Consider the following 25,967-nt stretch of genomic DNA (forward strand, 5'->3'; position numbering starts at 1 on the left):
GTAGCGGAGAATTTCAAATTTTCCGCTACCCTCACGTTTTTCGGAGCACAGAGGCCAAATCCACCACATCGGTTTTGTGACCCAGAGTCTCAAGCACTTTGTTCACGATGTCGTCCGCTGTCAGACCTGCGTCTGCATACATCTCGTCCGGGCTGGCCTGATCAATGTAACGGTCCGGCAAGTGCATGGTGCGCACCTGCAACCCCTTGTCCAGCATCCCCGCCCCCGCCATGGCTTGCAACACCATCGCACCGAAGCCGCCCATGGCGCCCTGTTCTACAGTAATCAACGTCCGGTGCGTTCCCGCAAGTTCGCCAATCAAACGCATGTCCAAAGGCTTGGCAAAGCGGGCGTCGGCGACGCTGACCGAAATCCCGTCTGCCTCCAGCGCATCTGCCGCCGCCTCACAATCCTGCAACGATGTGCCAAGCGCCAACAAGGCCACGTCGGAACCTCCTTCGCGGATCATGCGGCCTTTGCCAATCTCAAGAACCTGACCCCGTTCGGGGCGCTCGACCCCTGTGCCGTTGCCACGCGGATACCGGAACGCAATCGGCCCGCTGTCATGCGCCGCAGCCGTGGCCACCATGTGCGTCAGCTCTGCCTCATCTGCGGCAGCCATCACAACCATATTGGGCAAACTGGCCAAGAACCCCACATCAAAAGCCCCCGCATGCGTCGGGCCATCCGCGCCCACCAATCCGGCACGATCCAAAGCAAAACGCACAGGCAGATTTTGCAATGCCACGTCATGCACAATCTGGTCATAACCGCGCTGCAAGAAACTGGAATAAATCGCACAAAAGGGTTTCAAACCGGACGCCGCCATCCCTGCGGCAAAGGTCACAGCATGCTGTTCGGCGATGCCAACATCAAACACACGTGCCGGAAAGCGGTCCTGCAAAATGTTGATCCCTGTGCCCGACGGCATCGCGGCAGTGACCCCCACAATCGCCACGTCCCGCGATGCTTCGTCGGTCAGTGCCTCGCCAAAGACGCTGGTGTAGGATGGCACATTGCTTTTGGTTTTTTTCTGAACACCGCTGGCCACATCAAATTTCGCAACGCCGTGGTATTTGTCGGCCGATCCTTCCGCTGGGGCATAGCCTTTGCCTTTGACCGTGCAGGCGTGAATCAAAACCGGCCCTGTTGCGCGGCTTCGCGCGGCGCGTAGCACTTGCAGCAGCTGATCCATATCGTGTCCGTCTATCGGGCCGATGTAGTCAAATCCAAGTTCCTCAAAGAACGTGCCACGGCTTTCCAGACCCGTCACCATTTCACGCGCGCGGCGTGCGCCATCACGCACCGGTTTGGGTAGTGCGGATTCGACCCCTTCTGCCACAGCGCGCAGGCCCGCAAGGGGGCCTCGTTCGGACAGGCTGGACAGATAGCCCGACATCGCACCCACTGGCGGAGCGATGCTCATTTCATTGTCGTTCAGGATCACGAACAGGCGGCGCCCTTCGGCCCCGGCGTTGTTCATTGCCTCATAGGCCATGCCCGCGCTGATCGATCCGTCGCCGATGACCGCAATGGCATCGCCTGTCGCCTGGCCCAGATCGCGACCCACAGCGAACCCCAATGCTGCAGAAATGGACGTCGAGGAATGCGCCGCGCCAAAAGGATCGTATTCGGATTCACTGCGTTTGGTGAAACCGCTTAGGCCCCCCTTTTGACGTAGAGTGTTCATGCGATCGCGTCGGCCTGTCAGGATTTTATGCGGGTAACACTGGTGCCCCACGTCCCAGATCAACTTGTCGCGGGGCGTGTCAAAGACCGCGTGGATGGCAACCGTCAGTTCCACAACCCCCAAAGAAGACCCCAAATGCCCCCCTGTTTCGGACACGGCCTGCACCACTTCGCAGCGCACTTCATCCGCGAGGGTCCGCAGTTGCGGATCGGTCAGCCCGCGCATATCGCGGGGTCCGGCAACACGGTCTAGAATTGGGGAATTTGTCATAGCGCACATCCAATCTGTTAGACCTCTGACGCCTTGCCCGCGTCGTATCGAGGTCAGAAATAAAAAGGCGCTGCACCCGTGTTTCCAAAGATGCAGCGCCAGGTTCCTGTAGCCAACAGGAAGGGAACCGGGGTGTTGAGCCCCGCTGCCCGGATCAAGGAAGCCAATGATCCGTGCCTGGCATCGCGGGCAAGCCCGGAAAGGCCGCCCGCGAAAGTCTTATTCTTCCGCGTACTCAGGTGGCTCTGACGAGGCCAGCTCCGGATAGTTTTCGATCACATTCAGACCCTGCAAAGGCTGTTGGTAGCCCTTGTGGCAAGTCTTGCAGGCCGCTTTGGGCGCATCCGCATAGATCGGGCCAAGACGGTTTGCCGGGTATGTGTCTTTCAACGGCACAAGGTAATCGTTGTTGATTTCCTGCACCATCAAGATGCCCAAAGACGCCGTGCCCCACTGCGGTGTGACTTGGCCACCATCGTAAAAGGCGCGGGAGTTGTGACAGAACACGCAGTTCACGCCGAGTGAGTTCGCAAAGTAATTCATCAAGGAATACGTGCGTTCGGTGTCTTGGATGCTGGCGTAACCATCTTGACCCGGCACACCCGCTTCACGGCTGTCGAGGCTGTGAACCGCGATGGTTTCTTCCTCAAGCAGGTATTTTTCCAAAGCGTCCGACGGCAATGACGTCGATTGGCTCAGCGACGTGGCGCGGTTCTGGTTGGCGGACCAGCCTGCCGTCTTGGCGTTCACGGGCGAGATGCGGAACCAGATGTTGGATGGCACATGTTCGCCGCGGTGGCAGGTGTAGCATGTCACGCCGACTTCCTTGTTGGCGTTGACGTGGCCGTCCCATTCTTCGTTGATGGCTTGCGTCATCTCGATCATGCGGCGCGACACGACTTTGGTGTAAAGATCGTCGTTGCCATAATCCTCAAGGTCCACGTCGCCGTGGCAATAGGCACAGCCTTCTTCCGGTGCGACCCATTGCGTCATGGCGGCCATCAGACGGTTGAAATTGTCATCAGTCAGATCGCCCAGCACCTGCACATTCTGATAGATATCTTTCGCCAGTTCCTCACCACCTTCAGGCACATACGGCGTGTCCTCGGTGTCGAAGTTTTCGATGTCGGGATCTGCCTTGGCCAAAGCCACGTTGAACTCCGGCACCGACATGCCCGTGCCGCGCGGGCCCGTCTGCATGCTGGTTGTCTGGGCCGGGTTGCCCCATGTCACGATCAGAGCTGCCGCAAAGATGGCGCAGCCCACCGCCCCCACCGCAATGGCGGGGCCAAAGATGTTGGTGGGATTGTCGGCGTTCCATTTGTCAAACCACTTGGGAAACATCGCTTAGTCCTCCTTCCCGATGAAGGCTTCGTAAGATCCGTAGTCCTCGTAGCCGTATGAGCCGTCATACATTGGTGCAAAGTTGTGTTCTTGCGCCCAGATGAACCAGTTGTCGACGACGGTGCCTGTCAGCAGGATGCCGATGCCGCCGGTGATCGGGGTCAAAACCGCGAACCACCAGGCCCAGCGGTGGATGCCTTCCATGGTGGCGTTGAACCCCATGGTCCAGCGCCAGAACAAGGCCGCGCGTTCGGTGGCCGTGCCACGGTCATAGATCTGCTCCAACTCGCGGTCGCCGCCGTAACGCGTGACGGCCAGAATAGTGCCGCCGTGCATCGCAAACAGCAGGACAGAGCCATAAAGGAACACAATCGAAAGACAGTGGAACGGGTTGTAATAAAGGTTGCCGTAGCGGATCGAAAACGCGGTGGTCCAATCAAGGTGCGGGAAGATGCCGTAGGGCACCGCCTCTGACCAACTGCCCATCAGCACGGGACGGATCAAACCAAGCACAAGGATCAGGAACAGCAGCGCGGCAAAGGCCCAAGCCACATGTTTGCCCATCTTGTGCTGTTGCGCCAATTGATAGGTGCGCAACCACCATGTGACGCAACCCACCAGAAAGAACATGCCCGCGATGATGAAGGCACCGCCGTCGTTCAAGGGTGGCATGCTCAGCCCGTATTCGGGACCGGGGGGTTCCAACGCCAGCCAGAACAACTGGCGCAGCAGTTCAGGCACAGACCAGTCGACCTGAACCAAAAAGGAAAAGCCAACGATGTTGAACCAGATCATAAAGCACACGCAGGAAATGATCCCGTACATGTTTGCATTGACCGGCCCGATTTGGGCGTTGCCGATGAAGCCGGCAAGGCGCGAGAAGAAAGGCTTAAGCGTGCGTTCCTGCATCAACTCGCCGCTGTCATCCATGCCCCATTCGGGATTGCCCTGGACCAGCACCTGATTGAAGATGTTTTGATAGGTATTAAACATGGATCACAGTCCTCCTACAGGCATGGGGTCCGCGCCCCAGATTGGCATGTCCAACCACCAGTTCCACCACTCGGGCCAGCCAGCGGTCCAGACCGGACCAGAGATGATGATGCACACGGCAGAAAAGAACACGGCGTTCAAAGCCAACAGATAGCCAACGCGGTGGATGCCCAGCGTGCCGATGGAATAGCCGATGTAGTCGCGGAAAAACGTGTCTTCGTGATCGGGGGTTTTGGCCTCTTCGCCCTCTTCGGGGTTGGCGGCGGACAAGATCAACGCACCGTGCAAAGCCAGCGCCAATGTGGTGGTGAAGAACAAGGTCACCGCCAGCATGTGGGCCGGGTTATAATGGAAGTGCAAATAGGCGTAGCCTGTGTTGCTGACCCAATCGAGGTGGCTGAAAATCCCGTAAGGGAAACCGTGACCCCATGCGCCCATCAGAAGGGGGCGGAAAATGACCAGCGTGACATAGGCCAGAATGGCAAAGGCAAATCCGGCAGGCACATGATAGCCCATGCCTAGCTTGCGACAGATTTCGACCTCGCGCAGCGCCCAGCTGATGAAAGCGCCGGTGGCACAGAAGGTGATGATCTGCCACAAACCGCCTTCCAACAAGGGGGCCATGCCCAAACCGTAGCTGAGGTCCGGCGGCGCGATGTTGATCAGCCACGGATTAAAGGTGCCCTGCTGCGAGGCGCCCCAGAAGATCAAAATGGTGCCTAACAAGGCGAAAAAGGCAGTCGTGACCCCAAAGAAGCCGACATAAAATGGACCTACCCAAAAGTCGAACAGATCACCGCCGACCAACGTCCCTCCGCGGACGCGATATTTTCTTTCGAAGCTGAGCAACGCCATCTTCATGTCTCCGCAATTGGTGGCTTGTGCCCCGAATGGGACGGCTGCCGTCATAACAAATGATTGGTTTGCTGCGGGCGTCGCGACATGCGCCTCGCCCGCAGCTTTGCTTTGGCTTTCCTTGGATCACCGGTTCAAGCGCATGCCCCGAAAGGCACGCCTTTTGAACTTACTGCGCGTTCTGCGCTGCCAGTTCGAACCAGTTGAAGTGCTCTGTGCTCAGCAGGACGAGGTGAATCATCGCTGCCAGCAGGAACAGGAAAACGCCTTGTGCGACAAACACACGGCGTGGATCAAAAATGAGCCAGACTTTGTAGAACTTTGCCATTTATCAATCCCTCCTTAGAACCACGGGCGCCAAATGAAGACTGCCAAATGAGCAACCACGGCAACTGCTGTAAACAGCCAGAGCCCGCTCATGTAGACAGAATGCAATTCTTGCGCCTGTTCGTCTGTGAGACCTGTGAAAGACAGGTTTGTATTATCAGCCATAATTATTCCTCCGGGAGGTTATGCTGACGCCGCGCACCCCGCGGCCGGGTCCTTTAGGGGTCTCCCCCCTCGGGGCTCTGTCCGCCTGTTGCCAGACGTCCAGTTCGTGTTCCCAACAGGCGCACACAAGTCAGGAATTTCGGGGATGAGGATCGCGCGCGTTAGCGCGAGAAAATCATCGTCACACTGTAAGTGTGCTCGCGGGTCACCGCGAAAAAATCATAGGCGTTATGATGCGGGCTTGGGTCCAGGCACGGGCCATCGGGCCTTTGTCCGTGAACGACCGGGACTTAAACGCGGCCAGCGCCCATGTCAGGCAGGCCAGCGGCAAAGTCGCCACAAAGATCACGGCAAAATAGACCATGAACTCGGTCTTTTGCGCATTCCGTTTCGGGGCAGCGGACTGCTCCATCGGGGTATTGGACGTCAGATCGCTCATGTCGTCTCTCCTCCAGTTGGTTGTGATCCGGCAAGCCCCGGATCCAATGCGCGCACAGTTTCCAAAACCACACGTTCCGCACCATTCGCGAGGGCTGCTTGCTCAGCCGCATCGCGCAGGGTTTTTGCCGCGGAAATTCGGGTCAGGATCGGATGCTGTTCCACAATGTGGTCCAGCATGTCTTGAGCGTCGGCATCCCAAGGGAAGTCGCGACGCAGGGTCGTTGGGGTGGCTTCAGCCGCATCCATTTCAGAGGCCAAAGGCAAGATGTGGAACAGGGCATCAAACAGCCCGTTGCACACTTCCTGCACCATATAAGTCGCCCCCGCATATCCCATGAATGGCGTGCCTGTGGCGCGACGGATCGCAGCCCCCGGAAAGGACGCCGGAATAAACGCAGGGGCTGGGCCGAAACCTGCCTTAAGCTCAGCCAGATACATTTTCTCGTTGATAGACCCCATCACGATCAGCGGGCGTTTCTGCCCCATCATCGCGCGGACCTCTTCGTTGTTGGTCTTCTTGCCCGCAACACGGGCCACGGCAAAGGCGCAAGGCAGGCCCATGTCGTCTTCAAGAAACTGGCGAATGCCACGGGCGTAGGTCTCGTTGGCCACAATCGCAAAAGACGCGGTGGCAAAGAAGTCCTGCGTGACAGAGCGCCACAAATCCCAAACCGGTTTAATGGTCGAATGTTTCTCGGTCTCGATAAAAGGTTCGGGATCGAGGCCCACCAAATCCCCCAGTGCGCGCAGGAACTTGGTAGTGCTCTCGATCCCTATCGGGGCTTGCAAGTATGGCTTGGCAAGAAGCTCACACAATCCACGCCCGAACTCGCGGTACATGCAGATGTTCACATCGGCATTTACCAGATCTCTCATTTCGGCCACATGGGCGCCAAGCGGCATCACCATGTTGACCTCGCAGCCGATCCCTTCGACCAGCCGCCGTATCTCGGCCAGATCGGATGGCATGTTGAACGTGCCATACATCGGACCAAGGATATTCACGCGAGGACGCGCACCTTCCTCGCGTTTTTTCTCGGGCGGCATGCGCCCTTTCGTCATGCCAAACTCGGTAAAGATCCAGGTCATGGCACGATCCGCCGCTTCCCACTGATCTTCATCAATGGTGCGTGGCAGAAACCTTTGAATATTGGTGCCCATGGGCGTGACGCCGCCACCGATCATCTCGGCAATGGACCCCGTCACAACAACCGCAGGCAAGGCCGGATCAAGCGTGCCCCAGGCGCGCTTCATCGCGCCCTCGGTGCCATCACGACCCAATTCTTCCTCACCCAATCCCGTCGTCACAATCGGCAACTCATGGGGCGGCAAGGCATCCGTGTAATGCAAAACAGACGTCACCGGCAGGTTCTCGCAACCCACAGGACCATCAATGACACACTGCAACCCTTTGACGGCACAGAACGCATAAACAGCACCCCAGTACCCACCAGCCCGATCATGATCCATCACAAGCATGAACCACCCCCACACTTCATCTTGGCCAAAATACCTCGGGGGAGGCCGCAGGCCGGGGGCAGAGCCCCAAAATCAACATATGATCCAAACACACCCATCAAATCATATCCGCCGCAGCTGCCGCTTTACGCTGACGCTCAATCTTCTTGGCATTCTGAGCACGGAAATCAGGCCGCACATTCGGCGCGCCTTCCCAGACACCCGCAGTATCGCCAGACCCGACGCCTTCAAAAAACGCTTTCATATGGGCCATACGATCTTTGTTCCCAATCGCCGCATTCACGACCTGAGCCAACGATCCCGCCCCCGCAGGCCCCATCAAAGGCCGCGCAGAAATCAGGTTGGTGAAATAGAGACCCGGAATGCCCAGCTCTTTGGCCTTTTGCACAACAGGCGTCGTGCCAATCGCCAGATCAGGCTGCACCGCTTCCATCGCCGCGCAATCATCTTCCAAAGAGGCGCGGAATTTCACCTTCACACCCTTGGCCTCAAGCCACGCACAATCATCTGCGTTCCAAGGTGTCTTGGGACAGGCAGTGCCCACATAAGGCACATTGGCCCCGCTTTCGATCATCAAACGGGCAACCAGCAATTCAGAGCCTTCATAGCCCGACAGTGTAATCGTGCCGTCAATCTTGGCCCCCTCAAGGGCGGATTTGATCGCTGGCAAAAACGCGTTTTGCGCAGCAGCGATCTGATCCGCAGTACAGCCATGCGCCTCGCCGATACCCTTCAACCACGCCGCTGTGCCATCAACGCCAACGGGCGCAGACCCAACAACAGGGCGGCCAGCGGCCTGAAATTCGCGCACAGAGGCCGTGTAAAACGGATGGATCGCCGCCACGACAGAACTATCAAGCGCGGAATACAATTCACGCCACTCACGGCACGGCACAACAGGCCCCGCCGCCAAACCCATGGGGGCCAGCATCGCGCCGATCATCATCGGATCAGCCGGAAACATTTCACCCAAAAGCGCCACAGTCGGGCGATCGGATTTGCCAGCAGCAGGCGATGCCACAGGCCCCGCCTCAACCTCTTCGCGGGCGTATTTCAGCATGGCACCGGCCAGCACGTCCTTGGCTTCGGCGTGGGTGGGAATCCCAAAACCCGGCACATCAATGCCCACAATCCGCACGCCATCAATCTCACGCGGCAGCAAACGCAGGGGCACACCGGACGCGGTCGGGACGCAAAGATTGGTCACAACGATCGCGTCATATTTTTCAGGGTCGGCCAGATCATGCACGCTTTCGCGGATATCCTCAAACAGCTTGCCGGTGACCAGAGTTTCGGAGTTGAACGGCACATAGCCAACAGAGCGGCGCGCGCCGTAGAAATGGGACACGAACGTCAGACCATAAACGCAGCAGGCCGAGCCGGACAAAACCGTCGCCGTGCGGCGCATCCGTAACCCAACACGCAAAGACCCGAAAGCAGGGCACATGGATTGCGGCTTGTCATGGGGGCCTTGCGGATAGTCAGCGGCGAACTTGTCCAGCATCTCGGAATTGCCCGCCATACGCGCGGCCTTTTCCATTTCCGAACCAGAGTGACAGCCGAGACCATCGACAGGCGCACCGCTTGGCGCAGGCATCTCAGCCTCACGCGGGTGCCCCGTCGTGACCTCAACCGCATCGGCGGCGTCATATGTGACTTCATCACTCATGCGTCGTCGTACACAACTTCGAGGGACGGCTTCGGCTCAGCGTTTTTGCCGCGCATGTCCATGTCGGTGGCTGGTTCCAGAACCACATCACCGCCCGTTTCAGACGCATCAAACAGGTTCAGCAACGCGTCTTGATCCAAAGGCGTCGGGCGCACGGGCGGGGCCACGGCGACATTGTCACCAAGGGCGGCAAACAGCGCACCCCATTCAGATTCAGCCGTACCAACAATTTGATAGTTCGCGGATTTCTTACGCAGATCATCGTTCTGCGGGATGGACGCCAGCACCGGAATATCGACCGCTTCGGCAAAGGCCTGCGCCTCGCCCGATCCGTCATCCTTGTTGATGACCAAGCCTGCGACGCCCACGTTGCCGCCCAGCTTGCGGAAATATTCAACCGCGGAACAGACGTTGTTTGCCACATACAAAGACTGCAAATCGTTGGAGGCGACCAGAATCACCTTTTGCGCCATGTCACGCGCGATGGGCAGGCCAAAGCCGCCACAGACAACGTCGCCAAGGAAATCCAAAAGAACGTAGTCAAAGTCCCAATCGTGAAAGCCCAGCTTTTCCAGCAGTTCAAACCCGTGGATAATGCCACGTCCGCCACAACCGCGACCAACCTCTGGTCCGCCAAGCTCCATCGCGAAGACGCCGCCGCGCTTGAAGCACACATCGCCAATCGCAACTTCTTCGCCCGCCAGTTTCTTGCGGGTCGAGGTCTCAATAATGGTCGGGCAGGCTTTGCCGCCAAACAGCAACGATGTGGTGTCGGATTTCGGGTCGCAACCAATCAGCAAAACGCGTTTGCCTTGTTCGGCCATCATGTGGCTGAGGTTGGCCAGCGTAAAGGATTTGCCAATGCCGCCTTTGCCATAGATCGCGATGATCTGGGTTTTGCTTGTGGGTTCTTCGGCGATGATATCCGCCAAGTCCTCGTGAGCTTCATCACGCAGACGCTGATCGAAATCTTTCAGATTTGGTACTTCATCTTTCACGACTAGTGCTCCCAGTTCAAAATCATTTTGAGACAGGCGGGATCGGTGAACGCCTGGCTATAAGCCGCCGCCGCTTGGGCTGCGTTTGTTTGATGTGTGATGAGGCCGCTCAAGGACAACGTGCCGCTTTCGACGAGGGCGCGTGTCGCCATCAAATCGTCGCGGGTCCATTCGGCTGCGATGCGAAAGCGCGCCTCTTTCATGAAGGCCGGCGGAAAGGCAAACGACAAAGGCGCGGCATAGAACCCGGCCAAAACGATTTCACCACCCTTGACGATTCGGCCCACCAAATCGTTCAGCAGATGCGCCTGACCGGACGCGTCATAAATAGATGTGTAATCGCGGCGCGTGTCGGCGTCGGGATGCACAACCTCGTAGCCGGTTGCACCCGCTTGACGGCTTTCGTCAATTTCCCAAACCGTTGGCGCAGGAGCACCCGAAGCAATTGTCAGGCGCGCAAGCAGGCGGCCCAAAACACCGTGACCCACAATCAGGTCTGGAACGGCTTTGTTCATGCCAGCCATCGCATGGCGGGCAGTGGCGGCTAGGGCCAGCAAAGCCCCTTCTTCTTTCAAAGCGGGGTCAATGCGCGTGACGCGTTCAGAATCAGTGACCAAACGATTGGACGCGCCGCCGAACAATCCGAAGGCCCCGTCAAAGCAATTGGCACCCGGCACAAACACGCGGTCGCCCGGCTTGTAGCCGGTCAAGGCACCGGCCTCGACCACTTCGCCTGCAGCCTCATACCCCGGCACCAAAGGATACCCCATGCCCGGAAATGGCGGCATATCGCCTGTCCAGAACAGTTTCTCGGTGCCTGTGGAAATGCCGGAATGCGTGACGTCCACCACCAGATCACCCACACCCGGCGCATTCAACGCGAGGGTCTCGACCTCTAGATCACGTGGACCTTTCAGAAGAACGGCGGTGGTTTCCAAGTAAGCCTCCCAAGGCGATAATGAAGCGGCACGTTTTCCCAAGACAGACTCAGGGGGTGCGACATTGTGTGAGTGTCATTCTAAGTGGACACAGCCATGTGTCAATTAGTTTAGACACTTTTGTGTCAGGTAAATTTTACAACAGTGGTTTTTGCGCGGTCAAAACACGCGTCACAAAAGGACGGGCGGGCGTCGGGCTTTGGATGTTTTCAAAGCCTGCGTCACGGCAAAGCGCCTCAATCTGTTGGGGGGAACGGGTGCGTCCGGTTTGCATCGCCAATGTGTAGAAAGCAAAGTAAACATCGCCGGACCGGTCAGGCTTTGCGCCGCCGCCCATCGGCTCTGACACAATTAACCGCCCGCCCGCAGGCAACGCCGCGTATACTTTGTGCAATAAACTGCGCACCGTATCGTCAGAATGGTCATACAAAACGCGGATCAACGAAATTGCATCAGCGCCCGTTGGCAACGCGTCGTCCCGAAAAGACCCCGCATAAAGCGTCACGCGATCCGCCAACCCTGCCGCATCAAAACGGGCCTGCGCATCGGGGACGACGGCAGGCAAATCGAACAGCTGCAAATCAAAACCCGTATGCGCCTGCCCGACGGCTTCCAAAAATGCGCCCGTGCCGCCCCCCACGTCCAGCAAGGTGGCGATGCCTTTGAAAGATGTCATGCGCAGCGTGTCTTCAGCCACCAGCTTTTGGCTTTGCGCCATAAGGTCGGAATAGGTGCGTGCCACCTCGGGGTCTTCTGCGCTGGCTGCCCCAAACACATAGGGCCAAAATTGCGACAGCTCTGTCTGGTCGGGACCGCGCAACAAAGCCACCGGATCCTCAAGATCACGGTAGAAGGCTTTGTGGTGGCGGATCATCGCCTCAAGACCCGGCACACCCATCAAGGCCGCACCCCGACGCGCCAGCGCAAAGCGATCGTCGCGTTTGCGTGTCAGCAGGTTCAACGCCGCCCCCGCCTGCAGCACAATCTCCATCCGGTCGGGGGCCACATTCAAAGCCTGCCCCAAAACCTCGGGCGACATTGGCCCTGCGCGCAGGCGCTTGAAAATATCCATCTCGACCAAAGCCATCAGAACCTGACTTTGAACAAACCCCTGCACCACATCGAACAACACCGCGCCGTCACGCCGCGCGAAGCCACGGGTCAAGGGAAACTTGCTTGCCCAGCTTTGAAAGCCCGGGCGCGCAATCAAACGGTTGATCCAACCGCCTTTCCATTGGCCCAGATCAGGGGTGTCCGCCGTCATTCGCCAGGCACACTTTGCGGACTGACAACGGGGGTCAGACGTTCCGCATACATACGCACCATTTCAGCCAGTTGCGCTTCACCCGGGCAACTTGGAATGGATGAAATCGCACCCCCCAAGATGTCTTTCAAACGCTGGATCGCGCCTTGGACCCCCAGCAGCGTCACCGCATTGGGACGGCCGTGCAGATCATCTTGCCCTGCAGGTTTGCCCAACGTGTCGGCGTCATACAACGCATCCCGCAAATCGTCCGCGACCTGGAACGCTTCGCCGATGCGCGCGCCTAATTCGAACCACGGCTCTGCCTCTTGGCCCGCAGCGATGGCCCCCATCTGGGTGGCGGCAATAAACAAGGCCCCTGTCTTGGCCTGATGATAGGCGCTTAGATCAATCTGCGCTTCGCTTTCCCAGCCTTGGCCTGCACAAATACCCCCTGGCATGCCAGTGCGTTGGGCCAATGTTACAATCATTTGCGCAACCCGGTCCGGCGCATGAGACGATTGACGGGCCAGAATTTCAAAAGCCAGCACAATCAGGCTGTCGCCCGTTAGAACAGCCAAAGGTTCGGAATAGGCCAGATGCACGGTTGGCTTGCCACGGCGGGTGTCCGCATCGTCAAAGCAAGGCAAGTCGTCATGCACAAGGGACGCGCAGTGGATCAGCTCAAGCGCTGAAGCCGCAGCATCGGCCAGCATGGGCTTGTCATCACCACAAGCCATCGCAACAGAGGTCAGGATGGTGGGGCGAATACGTGCGCCACCCGGTGCTGTGGCATAGGCCAGTGCCGAAGCCAATCGCGGCGGCACAGCCCCGGAGTTGTCCGGAAACTTGGCTTGCCCCACTTTAACTGCATTGGAAATCGCGGCTTCGATGCGGGTATTCAGGCCCATGTGGACTCCTCTCACTGGCGCATTTTCATGCATGTGTCACGATATTCGGACACTAAAGTGTAAATCATACTGGACACATTGCGCTCACGAGTCAACAATCAGCTCACACCAACCCAACCCGGAGCCCCAATGCCCAAGCCACCCCATATGGTTGTTCCCCATGCTGTCGTGATCGGCGCCGGCATCGCAGGGCTTGCAACTGCTTTGCGGTTGCGGGCGCGAGGACTGGATGTGACGGTACTGGAACGGCACAGCTGGGTGGGCGGCAAAATGCGCACGGTTGCATCGGACGCAGGCCCCATTGATGCTGGGCCAACGGTGCTGACCATGCGACATGTCTTTGACGATTTATTCCAAAACGCAGGAACACGGCTGGAAGATCACGTGACGCTTATTTCACAAACCACGCTGGCGCGGCATTTCTGGCCAGATGGCAGCACGCTGGATCTGCACAGTGACGCCGACAAAAGCAGCGCAGCCGTGCATGCGTTTGCCGGACCCGAGGCCGCACAACAGTTTGATAAGTTTTGTGCCAAAGCCGAACGGCTGTATGCCGCTTTTGACGCGCCAATGATGCGCAGCCCAAAACCGACGCTGGCCAACCTTACAAAACACGTTTTGAAACAACCAAGCCTGATCCGTGACATGGCCCCGTTGTCGTCTTTGGCAAAAAGTCTTGCCCGAGATTTCGATGATCCGCGACTTGCGCAGCTTTTTGCGCGTTACGCCACCTATGTGGGCGGTTTGCCACAACTGTCGCCTGCGATCCTGTCGCTGATCTGGCAGGCCGAGGCCGCGGGGGTCTGGGTTGTTCAAGGCGGGATGCACAAACTGGCCGAAGCGATTGCGGCATGTTTTACAGGCATGGGCGGCACACTGCGCACGAACTGCCACACGCAAAGCATTGAAACAGACAACGGGTCTATCACGGGCATCAAACTTCAAAGCGGCGAACGGCTGTCTTGTGATTGCGCCGTGTTCGCGGGCGATCCCCGCGCACTGGCAACGGGCCAACTTGGACCCGATGTTGCAAATGTCGCGCCACAAACCAAACGGCTGAAACGTAGCCTGTCGGCGCGGGTTCACAGCTTTGCCGCGACGCCACATGGTCCGGACCTTGCACATCACAATGTGTTCTTTGACAGCGACCCGAAAGCAGAATTCCAAAGCCTTGCCCAAGGACGCGTTCCTGAACGCCGCACGCTTTACATCTGTGCGATGGATCGCGGCAAAGACACGGGCCCACCCCCCCTGGAACGCTTCGAGATCATATCAAACGCACCGGCGACCCATGCCGACACCGACCCACAGGAGCTAGAAACATGGCACCAATCGACACTTCAGACGATGGCGGGCTTCGGTCTGACTTTCAGTCCGACGCCACACACGAACAGCATAACAACACCGCAGATGTTCGACGCGATGTTTCCGGCAAGTCTGGGCGCACTCTACGGCCAAACGCCCCACGGGATGCTGGCCGCGTTCCAAAGGCCCACGACACACACCCCTGTGAACGGGTTATATCTGGCCGGGGGCGGGACACATCCCGGAGCGGGAGTGCCGATGGCGACGCTCTCCGCGCAGCACGCGGCCGAGGCGATCTGGAAAGACCTAACTTCAACATCGACGTCTGCCCGAACGGCTACGCCTGGTGGTATGTCGACGGCCTAAGCGACTGCGGGACACGCGCGGTGTCTGTGATCGGGTTCATCGGGTCGGTGTTTTCGCCGTGGTACAAGTGGTCGGGGCGCAAAAACCCGCAAAACAACGTGTGCATCAATGTGGCCACCTATGGCCCCGGCGGACGTTTCACCATGACGGATCGCGGCACCCCTGCCCTGCGCCAGACCGCGTCACGGCTTGAGGTCGGCCCGTCGTCAATGCGCTGGATCGGCGACCAGCTTGTCATAGACATCGACGAAGTGTCATCCCCCCCTCTGGTGTCGCGGGTGCGTGGCCAAATTCGTGTCACGCCTTCAGCGGTAACAGGCGTCGAATTGCCTTTGACGCCGGATGGTGCGCATGTCTGGCGCCCCTTCGCCCCAAAGTCACGCATCGAAGTCGACATTGACCGTCCCGGCTGGAAATGGTCCGGCGAAGGCTATTTTGACGCCAACTTTGGCACCCGCGCCTTGGAAGATGATTTCAGCTATTGGACGTGGGGCCGGTATCCTACCGCAAACGGTGCCACCTGTTTTTATGACGCCACGCGGTTGGATGGTTCAGAATTGGCAGCTGGCTTTGCCTTTGAAGCTGACGGCACCGCCCGTGAAATCCCCCTGCCCCCAAAAGCCGCGATGAAGCGTAGCCTTTGGGGTGTCAAACGCGAAACACGCAGCGACGCAGGCTATGTTCCGACCCAGCACCAAAACATGCTGGACGCGCCGTTCTATTCCCGATCCGCCGTAAGGACGAAACTGGACGGTGTTGAGACAGTTGGCGTTCACGAGGCTTTGGATCTGACCCGGTTTCGCCACCCTTTGCTGAAACCAATGTTGGCTGTGCGTGTGCCCCGCAGGCGGAACTGGGTGTTTGGATAGGTTACAGGGGGCCAGCCCCCGTCTTGCAGACTCCCCAGAGGTTTACTTGGCGAGATGAAGTTAGGCGGCTTGCTCAGGGTTTAGCTTCCAAACGGACGCATTCAAGGCCGCGGCAATCGTCACCCACAACAGGTAGGGCGCAAACAACATCCCCGCCAATGTATCAACCTCCCAGAGCGCAATCATACCAAGCAATACGGCGACCCACAGCGCCCCGATGACGGCCAACCCAAGCCGGATTTTCTGCAAACCGAAGAACACAGGTGTCCACAATGCGTTCAGCGCAATCTGGATCGACCAAAACGCCATCGCAATTCCGTTGCCTTCTGCCAGTGCCACACGGGCCCCCGCCACAGACATACATATGTAAAGCGTGATCCACGTGACCGGAAACACCCAGTCAGGCGGCGTCCAAACCGGTTTATTTAAGCCGCGATACCAAGCGCCCGGTGGAAACAGACCACCTGTTGCACCCGCGCTAAAGCACGCCACCATAAACAATGTGAAGAGAAGCCAAAACATAAAAGCTAACTAAGCGACGCAGGTGTCTGGTTCAACCCACCGCGTTCCGCGCGGCTGTGATGTTCCAGTGCGGCAAGCACGTCGAACAGCTTGTCACTGCGCGGTCTTTCGCGTGGATCGCTTGTGGCATCGACCAGAAACTGCACCTCTGGCACGGGGTTGGCATACAGCACCGCAGATCGCGGCATCACCATGCTTAATCCGCTGCGACCAACAGATTGGGCCAACCACCCCAGCTTTTGGGCTTTTGAGGTGCGGGCCCGCGCCGTGATCGAATCGTAATCCATGCGCGTCAGTTTGCCTGCGATTCCCGCATAGATGAACCGGGCCGCGTAAATTCCCGGGCGACAGCCCACTGGCAATGCCCCCAAACCCGCTTCGGATCTATAGTACAAGCGGTTCGCTTCCATCACCAACCGCTTCACCATGGCGCGAATATCTTTCGTCGCGTGCGGATCGGCCATGAAGGCACCCACATCCACGCCAGCCTCTGCAAACCAATCGGTTGGCAGGTACAAACGCCCTTCCAGCGCATCTTCGCCCACGTCGCGCGCAATGTTCGTCAATTGCATCGCCACACCCAAATCACACGCCCGCGCCAAAGCGTCAGCGTCGCGGACCCCCATCAGCACACACATCATCGCACCAACAGCCGACGCCACGCGCGCACTGTAGTCTATTGTGCCGCTTAGGGTCTTGTACCTGCGTGCTTCCGCATCCCATGCCAATCCTTCCAATAAAGCGTCAGGCAAGGCCCGAGGCATGTCAAAATCGGCAACCACAGCCGCAAAGGCGCGGTCAGGGGCCGCGTTTTCCGGCCGTCCTTCGTAGACGCGATCCAACCGATCACGCAAACGCAAAACAGAACGCACCTTATCCGTTTTCAAATCAACTTCGTCATCGGCCAAACGGCAAAACGCGTAAAGCGCCAAGGCAGGATCACGGACCTTTTTGGGCAACAAATGTGACGCGGCATGAAAAGACAAAGACCCATGGCGAATTGCATCACGACACTGTTCAAGATCGTCAGGTCTTATCATTTCACTGTCTCCGCATCCGGCACCAATTTGCCCAGAACTTCAGCTGTCGAAATCACCCCAGGCACGCCCGCACCGGGATGCGTGCCCGCACCGACCAAATACAGACCTTTGGCTTCTTCAGACACGTTGTGGGGGCGGAACCATGCGCTTTGCAGGATGCGTGGCTCAATCGAAAAACCCGCACCATGAGGGCTAAGGTAGCGGTCGCGGAAGGTTTCCGGCGTAAAGACAACTTCGGTGCTGATCTTATCCGCCAATCCCGGCAACAACTGATCCTCAAGCACCTGCAACATCTTCGCTTTGTACTTGGGTTCTTCGGTTTTCCAATCCACGCCACCATGGCCCAAATGCGGCACAGGGCTAAGGACATAAAACGAATCGTCGCCATCGGGTGCCACAGACGGATCCGTGACCGAAGGGCGATGGACATAAAGGCTCATGTCGTCGGCCAATTTACCCTTCATGAAAATGTCGTCGAGCAATTCGGTGTAACGCGGTGCATTCAAAATGGTGTGGTGGCCCACATCGCCCCACATGTCGCGGGTGCCTTTGGTGCCAAAATACCAAACAAACAAAGACATCGAATAGCGGGTCTTCTTCAGCTTGGCGGGGGTCCAGCGTCGCTTCGGGACATCGGCCATCAGGCGATCATAGGTATGGCCTGCATCGGCATTGGACACGACCACATCAGCCGCCATATCCAAGCCGGATGTCAACCGCACACCCTGCGCCTTGCCGTCATTGACCAAAATGCGATCCACTTCGGTGTCCATCAACAGCGCACCGCCCTGGTCCTCGATCACATTTGCCATTTTGCGGGCCATCTCGGCGATGCCACCCATGGCGTAATGCACACCGAATTCCTTTTCGAGATAGCTCACAAGAATATACATCGAAGTTACATGAACAGGATCACCGCCGATAAACAGTGGATGAAAACTGAAGGCCATGCGCAGCTTTTCATTTTTAAAGCGCTTGGCGGCATGGGCATACACGGATCGGTCGGCGCGTAGCATGCCAAACGTGGGCAGCACTTTGACCAGATCCCACAGTTTGTGCATGGACCGGCGGCCCAGATCCTCAAAACCGAACCAATAGCGCTTGGCGCTGTCGTTCAGGAATTTGTCAAAGCCGGCCACGTCGTCGGGCGAGATTTTCGCAACTTCGGCCCGCAACTTGTCGGTGTCTTGCTGGGCCACAAACTTGGTGCCATCGGGCCAGCGAATTTCATAGAACGGATCAAGCGCTTTCAGCGTCATATCATCATCAAAATCACGCCCGCACACCGCCCATAGATCGCGGTACAACTGCGGCACGGTCACAATGGTCGGCCCCAGATCAAAGCGGTGCCCATCTTGCCAAATAGCACTGCCCCGCCCGCCAGGCACGTCAAGCTTGTCGATAACCGTGACGGCATACCCCTTGGCCCCAAGGCGCATCGCTGCGGCCAAACCACCAAGCCCCGCGCCAATCACAACGGCTTTGGGGCGGCGGTCACCGCTGGCATCTGCGGTGAAGGAATCGAGAGGATCAACACGTGTCATCATATCCAGACGTTACATGTGTCTAGTTTAGTTGACAATTCTTTCCTGAGCCGTACCCTAGCTTTACGCAAAATATGCCAAACGACAGTGCAAGAATGACCCAGACGATCAGCATATCCTTTTTCCGCTTTGACCGGTGGCAAGACAGGCTTTGGGCCATGTCCATGATGGTGGCGGCGCGCATGATGCTGCCGCGTGTCGAAGGAATCGGGTTCTGGAAACTCTGCGGATCCGGTGCGGGGGAAGGCTTTGATATCGTCCCCAACCCCAGGGTTTTTGCAATACTTGCCACGTGGCCGGACGCGGAAACAGCCCGACACCAAACCAAAACCGCAGGGATTTTTGCACGCTACGTCGCACATGCCAGCGAATCCTGGTCGGTGTTTTTGAACACCACCTCTGTGCGCGGCCAATGGGCGGGAATCGCGCCCTTCACGGCCAGCGACACGCCACAAACCGCACCTTTGGCCGTTTTGACGCGCGCCACAATCAAAACACGCAATATACTGCGCTTTTGGGGGCGGGTGCCCAACATCAGCGCTGTCATTAGCGATGATCCCAAAGTCATGTTCAAGATCGGCATCGGCGAAGCACCCCTACTGAACCAGATCACCTTTTCGGTCTGGCCCGATGCCCACAGCATGGCGGAATTTGCACGCCGCGACGGGCCTCATGCACGCGCAATTCGCAGTGTTAGAGACGAAAATTGGTTCAAGGAAGAACTTTACGCCCGCTTCACAATCGTCGGTGATCGCGGAACGTGGGGCGGTTCCAGCCCCCTTACCCAAACAGAGAGACCCGCATGAAGACCCCCTTTCCTTTCTCGGCCATTGTGGGCCAGTCCGACATGAAACAAGCGATGATCCTGACCGCAATCGATCCCGGAATAGGCGGCGTTTTGGTGTTCGGGGATCGCGGAACTGGAAAATCTACAGCCGTACGCGCATTGGCCGCCCTGTTGCCACCCATCACAGCCATCAAAGATTGCCCCATCAACGCAGAGACGGCAGACGAATGCCCCGAATGGTCCCAAAACAGCACAACAGAGACACATTCACGCCCGACGCCCGTTGTTGATCTGCCCTTGGGGGCCTCCGAAGATCGGGTTGTGGGGGCCTTGGATATTGAACGCGCATTAACACGTGGGGAAAAGGCCTTTGAACCCGGATTGCTGGCCCGGGCCAACCGTGGGTATTTGTATATCGACGAAGTAAACCTGTTGGAAGATCACATCGTAGACCTTCTGCTGGACGTGGCGCAGTCTGGCGAAAATGTGGTTGAGCGCGAAGGCCTTTCCATTCGCCACCCTGCCCGCTTTGTACTGGTGGGATCGGGCAACCCGGAAGAAGGCGAATTACGACCCCAATTGCTTGACCGTTTTGGCCTTTCCGTCGAAGTCCGCTCACCGCAGGACGTCAAGGAACGCGTTGAAGTCATCAAACGGCGCGATGCCTTTGAACGTGACACAGATGCATTTCTGAAAACCTACATCAAACAAGATGCAAAAATCCGCAAGGCCATCGTTAAGGCCAAAGCCCTGTTGCCGACTGTGACGCAAGAGGATGACATCCTGAATGATTGCGCAGCGCTTTGCATCGCACTTGGGTCTGATGGCTTGCGGGGCGAATTGACTTTGTTGCGCAGCGCCCGCGCCTTGGCTGCCTATAAAGGGCATGACACAATCACCCGCGACCATTTGCGCACAGTGGCCCCCATCGCATTGCCCCACCGTTTGCGGCGCGATCCTTTGGATGATGCAGGCTCTGCCACCCGTGTCGTGCGCACCCTCGACACCGTTCTGGCATGAAAGACGCCGCCGCCAATTGGCATCGCGCCCAGCTGGCAATGGCGCTGTTGGCCGTGGACCCTGTCGGGTTGGGTGGCGCTGTAATCCGCATGCGCGCCGGCCCTGCCCGGGACACCGTAGTGCAGGGTCTGGCGGACATCCCATTGCCGCTCCGCAAAATTCATCCAAATATTTCGGACGAACAGCTTTTTGGCGGAATTGACATCGCGGCCACGCTGGCAACCGGCCAAGTCATTGAAACAAATGGCATAATGTCAGCGCCCTGCGCCCTATTGCTGACCATGGCAGAGCGTTGCAGCCCTGCATTGGCCGCAAAGCTGGCTTTGACCTTGGACAAACACACCCACCACTGCATTCTCGCACTCGACGAAGGGGCAGACGCCGATGAAGGCTGCCCCCCTGCCCTATCTGACCGGCTGGCATTTCATGTGGCGTTCGACGACCGCATACCAAGTGCAGCGCCACATGTCCCCGCGGGGACGCCGCAGGGTCTCGTTGCAAATGTAACCTCGACCGGCGACCAGATCGAAGCGCTGACCGCTCTTGCGTATCAGCTGGGTATCACAAGCTTACGCGCCCCCCAGTTGGCCATCAAAGCAGCCCGCGCCCACGCGGCGCTGCATGGTAGACGTTCCGTTGAGCAAACGGACCTGGACGCAAGCGTAGCCTTGGTGCTTGCCCCACGCGCCCTTCATTTGCCTGTCCCGCCAGAAGAAGAAACCGTCCAAGACACCCAACCCCAGACAGAACCTGACGGCGCCGATGATGGGAACGCCAATCATGACGTCCTGCCTGACGGCGACATGTTGGTCGACGCGGTAAAAGCCGTTCTGCCTGCAGATGTTTTGGCAGCACTTGTCCCCGTGGGGACAACGCGCAAAGCGGCAGGATCAGGCGCAGGATTGAAGCGGGCTTCGAACCGGCGTGGTCGCCCCCTGCCCTCGCAACCCGGCAAACTGGATGGCACACACCGCATCGATCTGGTCGCAACGCTTCGCGCAGCGGCACCTTGGCAGTCAGTGCGGGCAAAGCAACGCCCCGATGCGGACGGCTTGCATATCAGGCCATCAGACATCCGGGTCAAACGCTATCAGGAACGTTCTGACAGGCTTTTGGTCTTTGCGGTAGACGCCTCGGGCTCCACAGCTGTCTCACGTCTGGGCGAAGCAAAAGGCGCGATTGAACTGTTGCTGGCACAGGCATACGCCACACGCGACCATGTAGCGTTGATTGCCTTCAAAGGCACAAGCGCAGACGTGTTGCTGCCCCCCACCAAGTCACTTGTGCAAACAAAGAAACGGCTGGCCGCCCTACCCGGCGGAGGAGGCACGCCTTTGGCAAACGGATTGCAGGAAGCGGCTTTGATGGCTCAGGCCGGACGCGCCAAGGGCCTGACCCCCACAATTGTCCTGATCACAGATGGTCGCGCCAATGTAGGGCTGGACGGCACGGCGGGACGGGCGCAAGCCGCAGATGATGCCCTCGCCTGTGCAGGGGTCATTCGCACAAACGGGATACCTGCATTGGTCATCGACATGAGCAACCGGCCCGAACCACAGCTTAAACATCTGTCAGCGGCCCTTGACGGATCATACATCGCCTTGCCACGCGCCAATGCCGAACGGCTAAGCGCCGCTGTCAACGCATCCTTGGCAGAGGTTTGATATGAAGTGGCCTGTGCCCACGGACTGGCCGAATAGCGGGACGTCACGGCGCATCTTTAACGCACCGCACCGATGGCACGTACAACAAATGGGGCAGGGGCCGGTCGCTTTGCTTTTGCACGGGGCAGGGGGCAGCACACACAGTTTCGCATGGCTTATGCCACTTTTGGCTGACCACTTCACTGTCGTGGCAATCGATCTGCCCGGGCATGGCTTTACGCAGCTTGGCGCACGGCACCGAAGCGGCCTTTCACCCATGGCCGAAGACATATCAGCCCTGTGCCAAGAACAAGGGTGGAAGCCCGACGTCATCATTGGCCATTCAGCTGGCTGCGCCCTTGCACTTGAAATGTGCGACGCCATTTTGTCCCCGCGGGGACACATTCCCAAAGTCGTCGGCATAAACGCGGCCCTAAGCACATTCGAAGGCATCGCAGGTGTACTTTTTCCCGCGATGGCAAAAGCGCTTGCCGCCCTTCCGTTCACCGCAAAAATATTCTCCGAACTGGCAGGCAAACAAACGCGGGTTCAGTCCCTAATCGGCGGAACAGGGTCAAGCCTTGCCCCCGATCAGATCGATTTATACACACGATTGATTTCTGACCGTGACCATGTGGATGGGGCGCTGTTGATGATGTCTCAATGGTCTTTGGACGCACTGTTGGGCCGGCTACACTCAATCAGCACCCAGACACTGCTGTTGGCTGGCGCGCAAGACAAGACGGTTCCTGCGACGGTATCCGCAAACGCGGCCCATGCCTTACCCTACGCACGGTCAATGGTTCTTGAAGGGTTGGGCCACTTAGCACACGAAGAAGACCCTAATCTGGTGTTTAGAGCCATAATTGACTTTGTTGATCAGTCCGCCAGTTGATCCAAAAAACTGCGCACCGCAGCCTCAAGTTTGCGTTGATCTATTGCACCGAAATTTCGATCCAACTGGACTTCGAAACGTCCGTCTGTCGCGGTGCACCGTGCCTGTCCTTCAGGGCGGTTCAACTTAAGCGTCGTCTTCGCACTGGACTTCGCGGAAACAGGTGCCGCCGCGCGTTTCGGGCCAGCGAGACTTGCGGACAGAATGCCCAATTCCTCAGAGGCATCACGTTTAGGATGCGCCCTTAGAACGGCGGCGATCTGTGTGACCAGTTTAGGATTGCTTTCAATTGCTTTCACCACCTTCAAACCCAAGGCGCGCGGAATGGCTTCGGCATGCATCAGGTCACGGCCTAGGACTTGCAGCAGATGGGCAAAGTGGCGAATGTAGCTGCGCTTTTGCCGGCCTGCCGAGGCGAACAGAATATCCACAGCATCACGGGCGGCTGTCGTGTCTGAACGCTTTGAATACGACAATGCCAACTGCGCCATTTCAGCAAATGAGATGTCGCGCCGCACAAGGTTTTCATCCACCATACGGCGATACAGATGGTCCAGTTGCACACCGCTGGCCTGCAAGGTCGCCGGGATCTGCGCGTACATCGGATCGCGCGTATCTTGATACAATTCCTGATAGGCCGACAAACGGCGAAAGCCTTGGATCAATTCGTACCCGCCGCCGATGTCTTCCACGTGGATCGGGTTGGACAGACCAACAGCTTGAATGGACGCCTTCAATTCAGCCAGTTCAGGGTCGCGTGACGCGGCGCGGTCACGGATCAACTTGGTGGTGTGAATATCTGTCAACGCGACCCGCGCCACGATGGCACCGTCTTTTTTCAACGCGACATATTCATGGGCAAGACGATCGTTTTCCGCGCGAATGTCAGCCTCGGCGGATTGGCGTTCTGTCAGCGCTGCGGCGTTTTCGGAAATGGCAGAGGCCATAGGCCCGCGCCGGGTTTCGCCCACGGTGGATATTGCCGGTGTGGGCTCTGCTTCAAAGTCGATGTCAAATACGCGGCGCTTGCTCATGTCTCGTCCTCCAGTTTGTCCCAGGCATCTGTCAGATTGGTGCGGAATTCCGCATAAGCCTGATCAAACGACGCCCGTGCACGTCGCCATGTTTCGCGCGTCATATCGCGGTAGTCGATTTCATAGATTGACGACAAAAACCGCCCCGATTGTTCAACGGCACGCGTCATTTCAATGGGGTGTTCCGTCAATCTATCCCCGAACACTTTGCCAAAGGCAGACTGCATTGCGCGGTGCAATTCGTTGTTCGGCTCAAACCGTGTGATCAGGAAACGCAGATCAAGAAAGGCCTTGGGCAAGTTCATTGTCCCCGCGGGGACAAGACCCTGAAAGCGCGACAAGTCTTCAAGCGCTTCGGACAATTGCCCGATAAAAGATGTCGTTGAATCGTATTCCCAATAACCGGGGCCGGACGGGATATAAAGCATGTCGGCGGCGAACACCGCGTTCATTGATTGGTACCCGATCGCAGGGGGGCAATCGAACAAGATCACGTCGTAGGCATCCGCCGGCAGCTGATCAAGGAACCGCGACACCGCTGCGAAGAAAGACCATTCGGGGTTCATGTGGCGGTATTGGGCGGACGCAAACTCGACAAAAGCGGCATTGGCGCAGCTGGGCACGATGTCGATGGTCGGCCAGTTCGTCGGCTTGATGAAATCAGCGGCCCGCAACCCTTCCAACCCCATATCGGCGATGGATTGGGGCAAACGCCGTTGGGGCAGGGCGGCGCCACTTTCGGCGCCTTGTGCCGCCGAATTCATGCGTTTGGTTTCTGCGGCCAAATCCCGCGCCATGATGCCCCAGACGGTGTATTCCTCGGCGACATCGGTGAGTCCCATGGAGTGGCTGAGTGTTGCCTGCGGATCAAAGTCGACGCACAGCACGCGGTAGCCATCAAGGGCTGCGGCATGGGCAAAGTGCAACGCCACGGTGGACTTGCCTGCGCCCCCTTTAAAATTGGCAATGGCCGCCCGCATTGCCCGTTTGCCAGCGGGGCGTTTGGGCATCAGCGACTTGCGGTTCACCTTCAAACGGCGGCGCAATTCGTTGATTTCCTCAAGGCTGTACCAGCGTTGCCGTCCGTCTTCTTCCACCGTGCCTTGAGGTAGGGTGGGGTCAGCGGCCAAGCGCCCGCGCATGGTGGATTGGTTCACCTCAAAGATCAGCTCTGCCACCTCCCAGCTTGAAAACCGCCGCAGTGATTTTTCATTCTGGGGTGAAAACGTCTGCTGCCGGATAAAGCCCTGCATTTTCAAGGATTGGGCCTGTAACTGGGCGAGATCTGCGTGTGTGAACATGGTATGCCTGTCGCTGGTGTCTATATGCTGTCCCCGTGGGGACGCTATTTTTGTGTTTTCCATGATTTACGCTGATTTGGAGAAAAAAGCAAAAGGGAATATGGTTTTCGCAGGGTGCCCTTTCTCCAAGCAGATATGGGCGTATCAGCGCTTGGAATGATTCGGAACATCGCATCATGACATAACCGACATCGCCCAAAACCTAGGGGACAGTTTTTGACCATCCGCTAGGGAATGGGGGACACAACGAACCAAATAGGGGACACACAGGCTGTCACCCTATACCTAACTTACCTAATTTTCTTTCTAAAATTGGTT

General features: G+C 57.8%; 24 protein-coding genes. 6 read left to right on the forward strand and 18 right to left on the reverse strand.

The genetic code is table 11. The annotated features are described in order from the left end of the window. Positions 1-31 precede the first annotated feature (31 nt). From dxs to ASD8599_RS18735, 13 genes are all read right to left on the reverse strand, one after another. Positions 32-1,960, reverse strand: a complete 1,929-nt coding sequence (dxs, locus tag ASD8599_RS18675; protein WP_108830292.1) for a 1-deoxy-D-xylulose-5-phosphate synthase — start codon at positions 1,958-1,960, stop codon at positions 32-34. Between the two features lie 219 nt (positions 1,961-2,179). Next, positions 2,180-3,304 carry a photosynthetic reaction center cytochrome PufC gene (gene pufC, locus ASD8599_RS18680; RefSeq protein WP_108830293.1) on the reverse strand — a complete coding sequence of 375 codons (1,125 nt, stop codon included), beginning with the start codon at positions 3,302-3,304 and terminating at the stop codon, positions 2,180-2,182. 3 nt (positions 3,305-3,307) lie between these two features. Further along, entirely contained in the window at positions 3,308-4,297 is a 990-nt protein-coding gene (gene pufM, locus ASD8599_RS18685) for a photosynthetic reaction center subunit M (RefSeq protein WP_108830294.1), read from the reverse strand. 3 nt (positions 4,298-4,300) lie between these two features. Continuing rightward, positions 4,301-5,152, reverse strand: a complete 852-nt coding sequence (gene pufL / locus ASD8599_RS18690; RefSeq protein WP_108830396.1) for a photosynthetic reaction center subunit L — start codon at positions 5,150-5,152, stop codon at positions 4,301-4,303. Between the two features lie 169 nt (positions 5,153-5,321). Then, the gene (gene pufA, locus ASD8599_RS18695; RefSeq protein ID WP_108830295.1) at positions 5,322-5,480 is read right to left on the reverse strand and encodes a light-harvesting antenna LH1, alpha subunit; all 159 of its coding nucleotides are present in this window, start codon (positions 5,478-5,480) and stop codon (positions 5,322-5,324) included. A 14-nt stretch (positions 5,481-5,494) separates the two neighbouring features. Further along, complete coding sequence (pufB, locus tag ASD8599_RS18700; protein ID WP_108830296.1) at positions 5,495-5,644, reverse strand: light-harvesting antenna LH1, beta subunit; 150 nt, start codon at positions 5,642-5,644, stop codon at positions 5,495-5,497. A gap of 205 nt (positions 5,645-5,849) precedes the next feature. Beyond that, on the reverse strand, positions 5,850-6,083 hold the full coding sequence (gene pufQ / locus ASD8599_RS18705; RefSeq protein WP_108830297.1) for a cytochrome PufQ: 234 nt from the start codon (positions 6,081-6,083) through the stop codon (positions 5,850-5,852). After that, positions 6,080-7,564 carry a chlorophyllide a reductase subunit Z gene (gene bchZ, locus ASD8599_RS18710; protein WP_108830298.1) on the reverse strand — a complete coding sequence of 495 codons (1,485 nt, stop codon included), beginning with the start codon at positions 7,562-7,564 and terminating at the stop codon, positions 6,080-6,082. Before bchZ ends, pufQ begins: the two co-directional genes overlap by 4 nt. Positions 7,565-7,661: 97 nt before the next feature. Then, entirely contained in the window at positions 7,662-9,233 is a 1,572-nt protein-coding gene (gene bchY, locus ASD8599_RS18715) for a chlorophyllide a reductase subunit Y (protein WP_108830299.1), read from the reverse strand. Beyond that, the gene (locus tag ASD8599_RS18720) at positions 9,230-10,231 is read right to left on the reverse strand and encodes a chlorophyllide a reductase iron protein subunit X (protein ID WP_108830300.1); all 1,002 of its coding nucleotides are present in this window, start codon (positions 10,229-10,231) and stop codon (positions 9,230-9,232) included. The genes bchY and ASD8599_RS18720 overlap by 4 nt, the downstream gene beginning before the upstream one ends. A 2-nt stretch (positions 10,232-10,233) precedes the next feature. Beyond that, a complete protein-coding gene (gene bchC / locus ASD8599_RS18725; RefSeq protein WP_108830301.1) occupies positions 10,234-11,169 on the reverse strand; it encodes a chlorophyll synthesis pathway protein BchC in 936 nt (311 codons plus the stop codon). 136 nt (positions 11,170-11,305) lie between these two features. Beyond that, complete coding sequence (locus tag ASD8599_RS18730; protein WP_181364565.1) at positions 11,306-12,433, reverse strand: methyltransferase; 1,128 nt, start codon at positions 12,431-12,433, stop codon at positions 11,306-11,308. After that, positions 12,430-13,323: a polyprenyl synthetase family protein gene (locus ASD8599_RS18735; RefSeq protein WP_108830302.1), complete on the reverse strand. Its 894-nt coding sequence runs from the start codon at positions 13,321-13,323 to the stop codon at positions 12,430-12,432. Before ASD8599_RS18735 ends, ASD8599_RS18730 begins: the two co-directional genes overlap by 4 nt. Before the next feature lie 129 nt (positions 13,324-13,452). Here ASD8599_RS18735 and crtD point away from each other — a divergent pair, with 129 nt between their 5' ends. Next, the gene (gene crtD / locus ASD8599_RS18740; RefSeq protein ID WP_108830303.1) at positions 13,453-14,994 is read left to right on the forward strand and encodes a 1-hydroxycarotenoid 3,4-desaturase CrtD; all 1,542 of its coding nucleotides are present in this window, start codon (positions 13,453-13,455) and stop codon (positions 14,992-14,994) included. 26 nt (positions 14,995-15,020) lie between these two features. Then, positions 15,021-15,863: a carotenoid 1,2-hydratase gene (crtC, locus tag ASD8599_RS18745; RefSeq protein WP_146188242.1), complete on the forward strand. Its 843-nt coding sequence runs from the start codon at positions 15,021-15,023 to the stop codon at positions 15,861-15,863. Between the two features lie 60 nt (positions 15,864-15,923). On the opposite strand, the gene tspO is transcribed toward crtC, so the two are convergent. The 3 genes from tspO to ASD8599_RS18760 are packed head-to-tail and all read right to left on the reverse strand — an operon-like array spanning position 15,924 to position 18,969. Beyond that, the gene (gene tspO / locus ASD8599_RS18750) at positions 15,924-16,385 is read right to left on the reverse strand and encodes a tryptophan-rich sensory protein TspO (RefSeq protein WP_108830304.1); all 462 of its coding nucleotides are present in this window, start codon (positions 16,383-16,385) and stop codon (positions 15,924-15,926) included. Positions 16,386-16,390: 5 nt separating this feature from the next. After that, complete coding sequence (gene crtB, locus ASD8599_RS18755; RefSeq protein ID WP_108830305.1) at positions 16,391-17,425, reverse strand: 15-cis-phytoene synthase; 1,035 nt, start codon at positions 17,423-17,425, stop codon at positions 16,391-16,393. After that, positions 17,422-18,969, reverse strand: a complete 1,548-nt coding sequence (locus ASD8599_RS18760; protein WP_422664771.1) for a phytoene desaturase — start codon at positions 18,967-18,969, stop codon at positions 17,422-17,424. The genes crtB and ASD8599_RS18760 overlap by 4 nt, the downstream gene beginning before the upstream one ends. A 95-nt stretch (positions 18,970-19,064) precedes the next feature. Between ASD8599_RS18760 and crtA the strand changes: the two genes are divergently transcribed. Genes crtA through bchO form a run of 4 tightly spaced genes read left to right on the forward strand, consistent with a single transcriptional unit; the run spans position 19,065 to position 23,314 of the window. Beyond that, entirely contained in the window at positions 19,065-19,775 is a 711-nt protein-coding gene (gene crtA, locus ASD8599_RS18765; protein WP_108830307.1) for a spheroidene monooxygenase, read from the forward strand. Beyond that, positions 19,772-20,776 carry a magnesium chelatase ATPase subunit I gene (bchI, locus tag ASD8599_RS18770; protein ID WP_108830308.1) on the forward strand — a complete coding sequence of 335 codons (1,005 nt, stop codon included), beginning with the start codon at positions 19,772-19,774 and terminating at the stop codon, positions 20,774-20,776. The genes crtA and bchI overlap by 4 nt, the downstream gene beginning before the upstream one ends. After that, on the forward strand, positions 20,773-22,440 hold the full coding sequence (locus tag ASD8599_RS18775; protein WP_108830309.1) for a magnesium chelatase subunit D: 1,668 nt from the start codon (positions 20,773-20,775) through the stop codon (positions 22,438-22,440). Before bchI ends, ASD8599_RS18775 begins: the two co-directional genes overlap by 4 nt. 1 nt (position 22,441) lies before the next feature. Beyond that, positions 22,442-23,314: an alpha/beta fold hydrolase BchO gene (gene bchO, locus ASD8599_RS18780; protein WP_108830310.1), complete on the forward strand. Its 873-nt coding sequence runs from the start codon at positions 22,442-22,444 to the stop codon at positions 23,312-23,314. Here bchO and ASD8599_RS18785 read toward each other — a convergent pair. Together ASD8599_RS18785 and ASD8599_RS18790 are read right to left on the reverse strand one after the other, a co-directional pair. Further along, positions 23,299-24,348 (reverse strand): ParB N-terminal domain-containing protein, encoded by a 1,050-nt coding sequence (locus tag ASD8599_RS18785; protein WP_108830311.1) that lies wholly within the window; start codon positions 24,346-24,348, stop codon positions 23,299-23,301. The genes bchO and ASD8599_RS18785 overlap by 16 nt on opposite strands. Further along, positions 24,345-25,649, reverse strand: a complete 1,305-nt coding sequence (locus tag ASD8599_RS18790; protein ID WP_108830312.1) for an AAA family ATPase — start codon at positions 25,647-25,649, stop codon at positions 24,345-24,347. The genes ASD8599_RS18785 and ASD8599_RS18790 overlap by 4 nt, the downstream gene beginning before the upstream one ends. Positions 25,650-25,967: the final 318 nt, after the last annotated feature.

It is taken from the genome of Ascidiaceihabitans donghaensis, assembly GCF_900302465.1.
GTDB classification, from domain to species: domain Bacteria; phylum Pseudomonadota; class Alphaproteobacteria; order Rhodobacterales; family Rhodobacteraceae; genus Ascidiaceihabitans; species Ascidiaceihabitans donghaensis.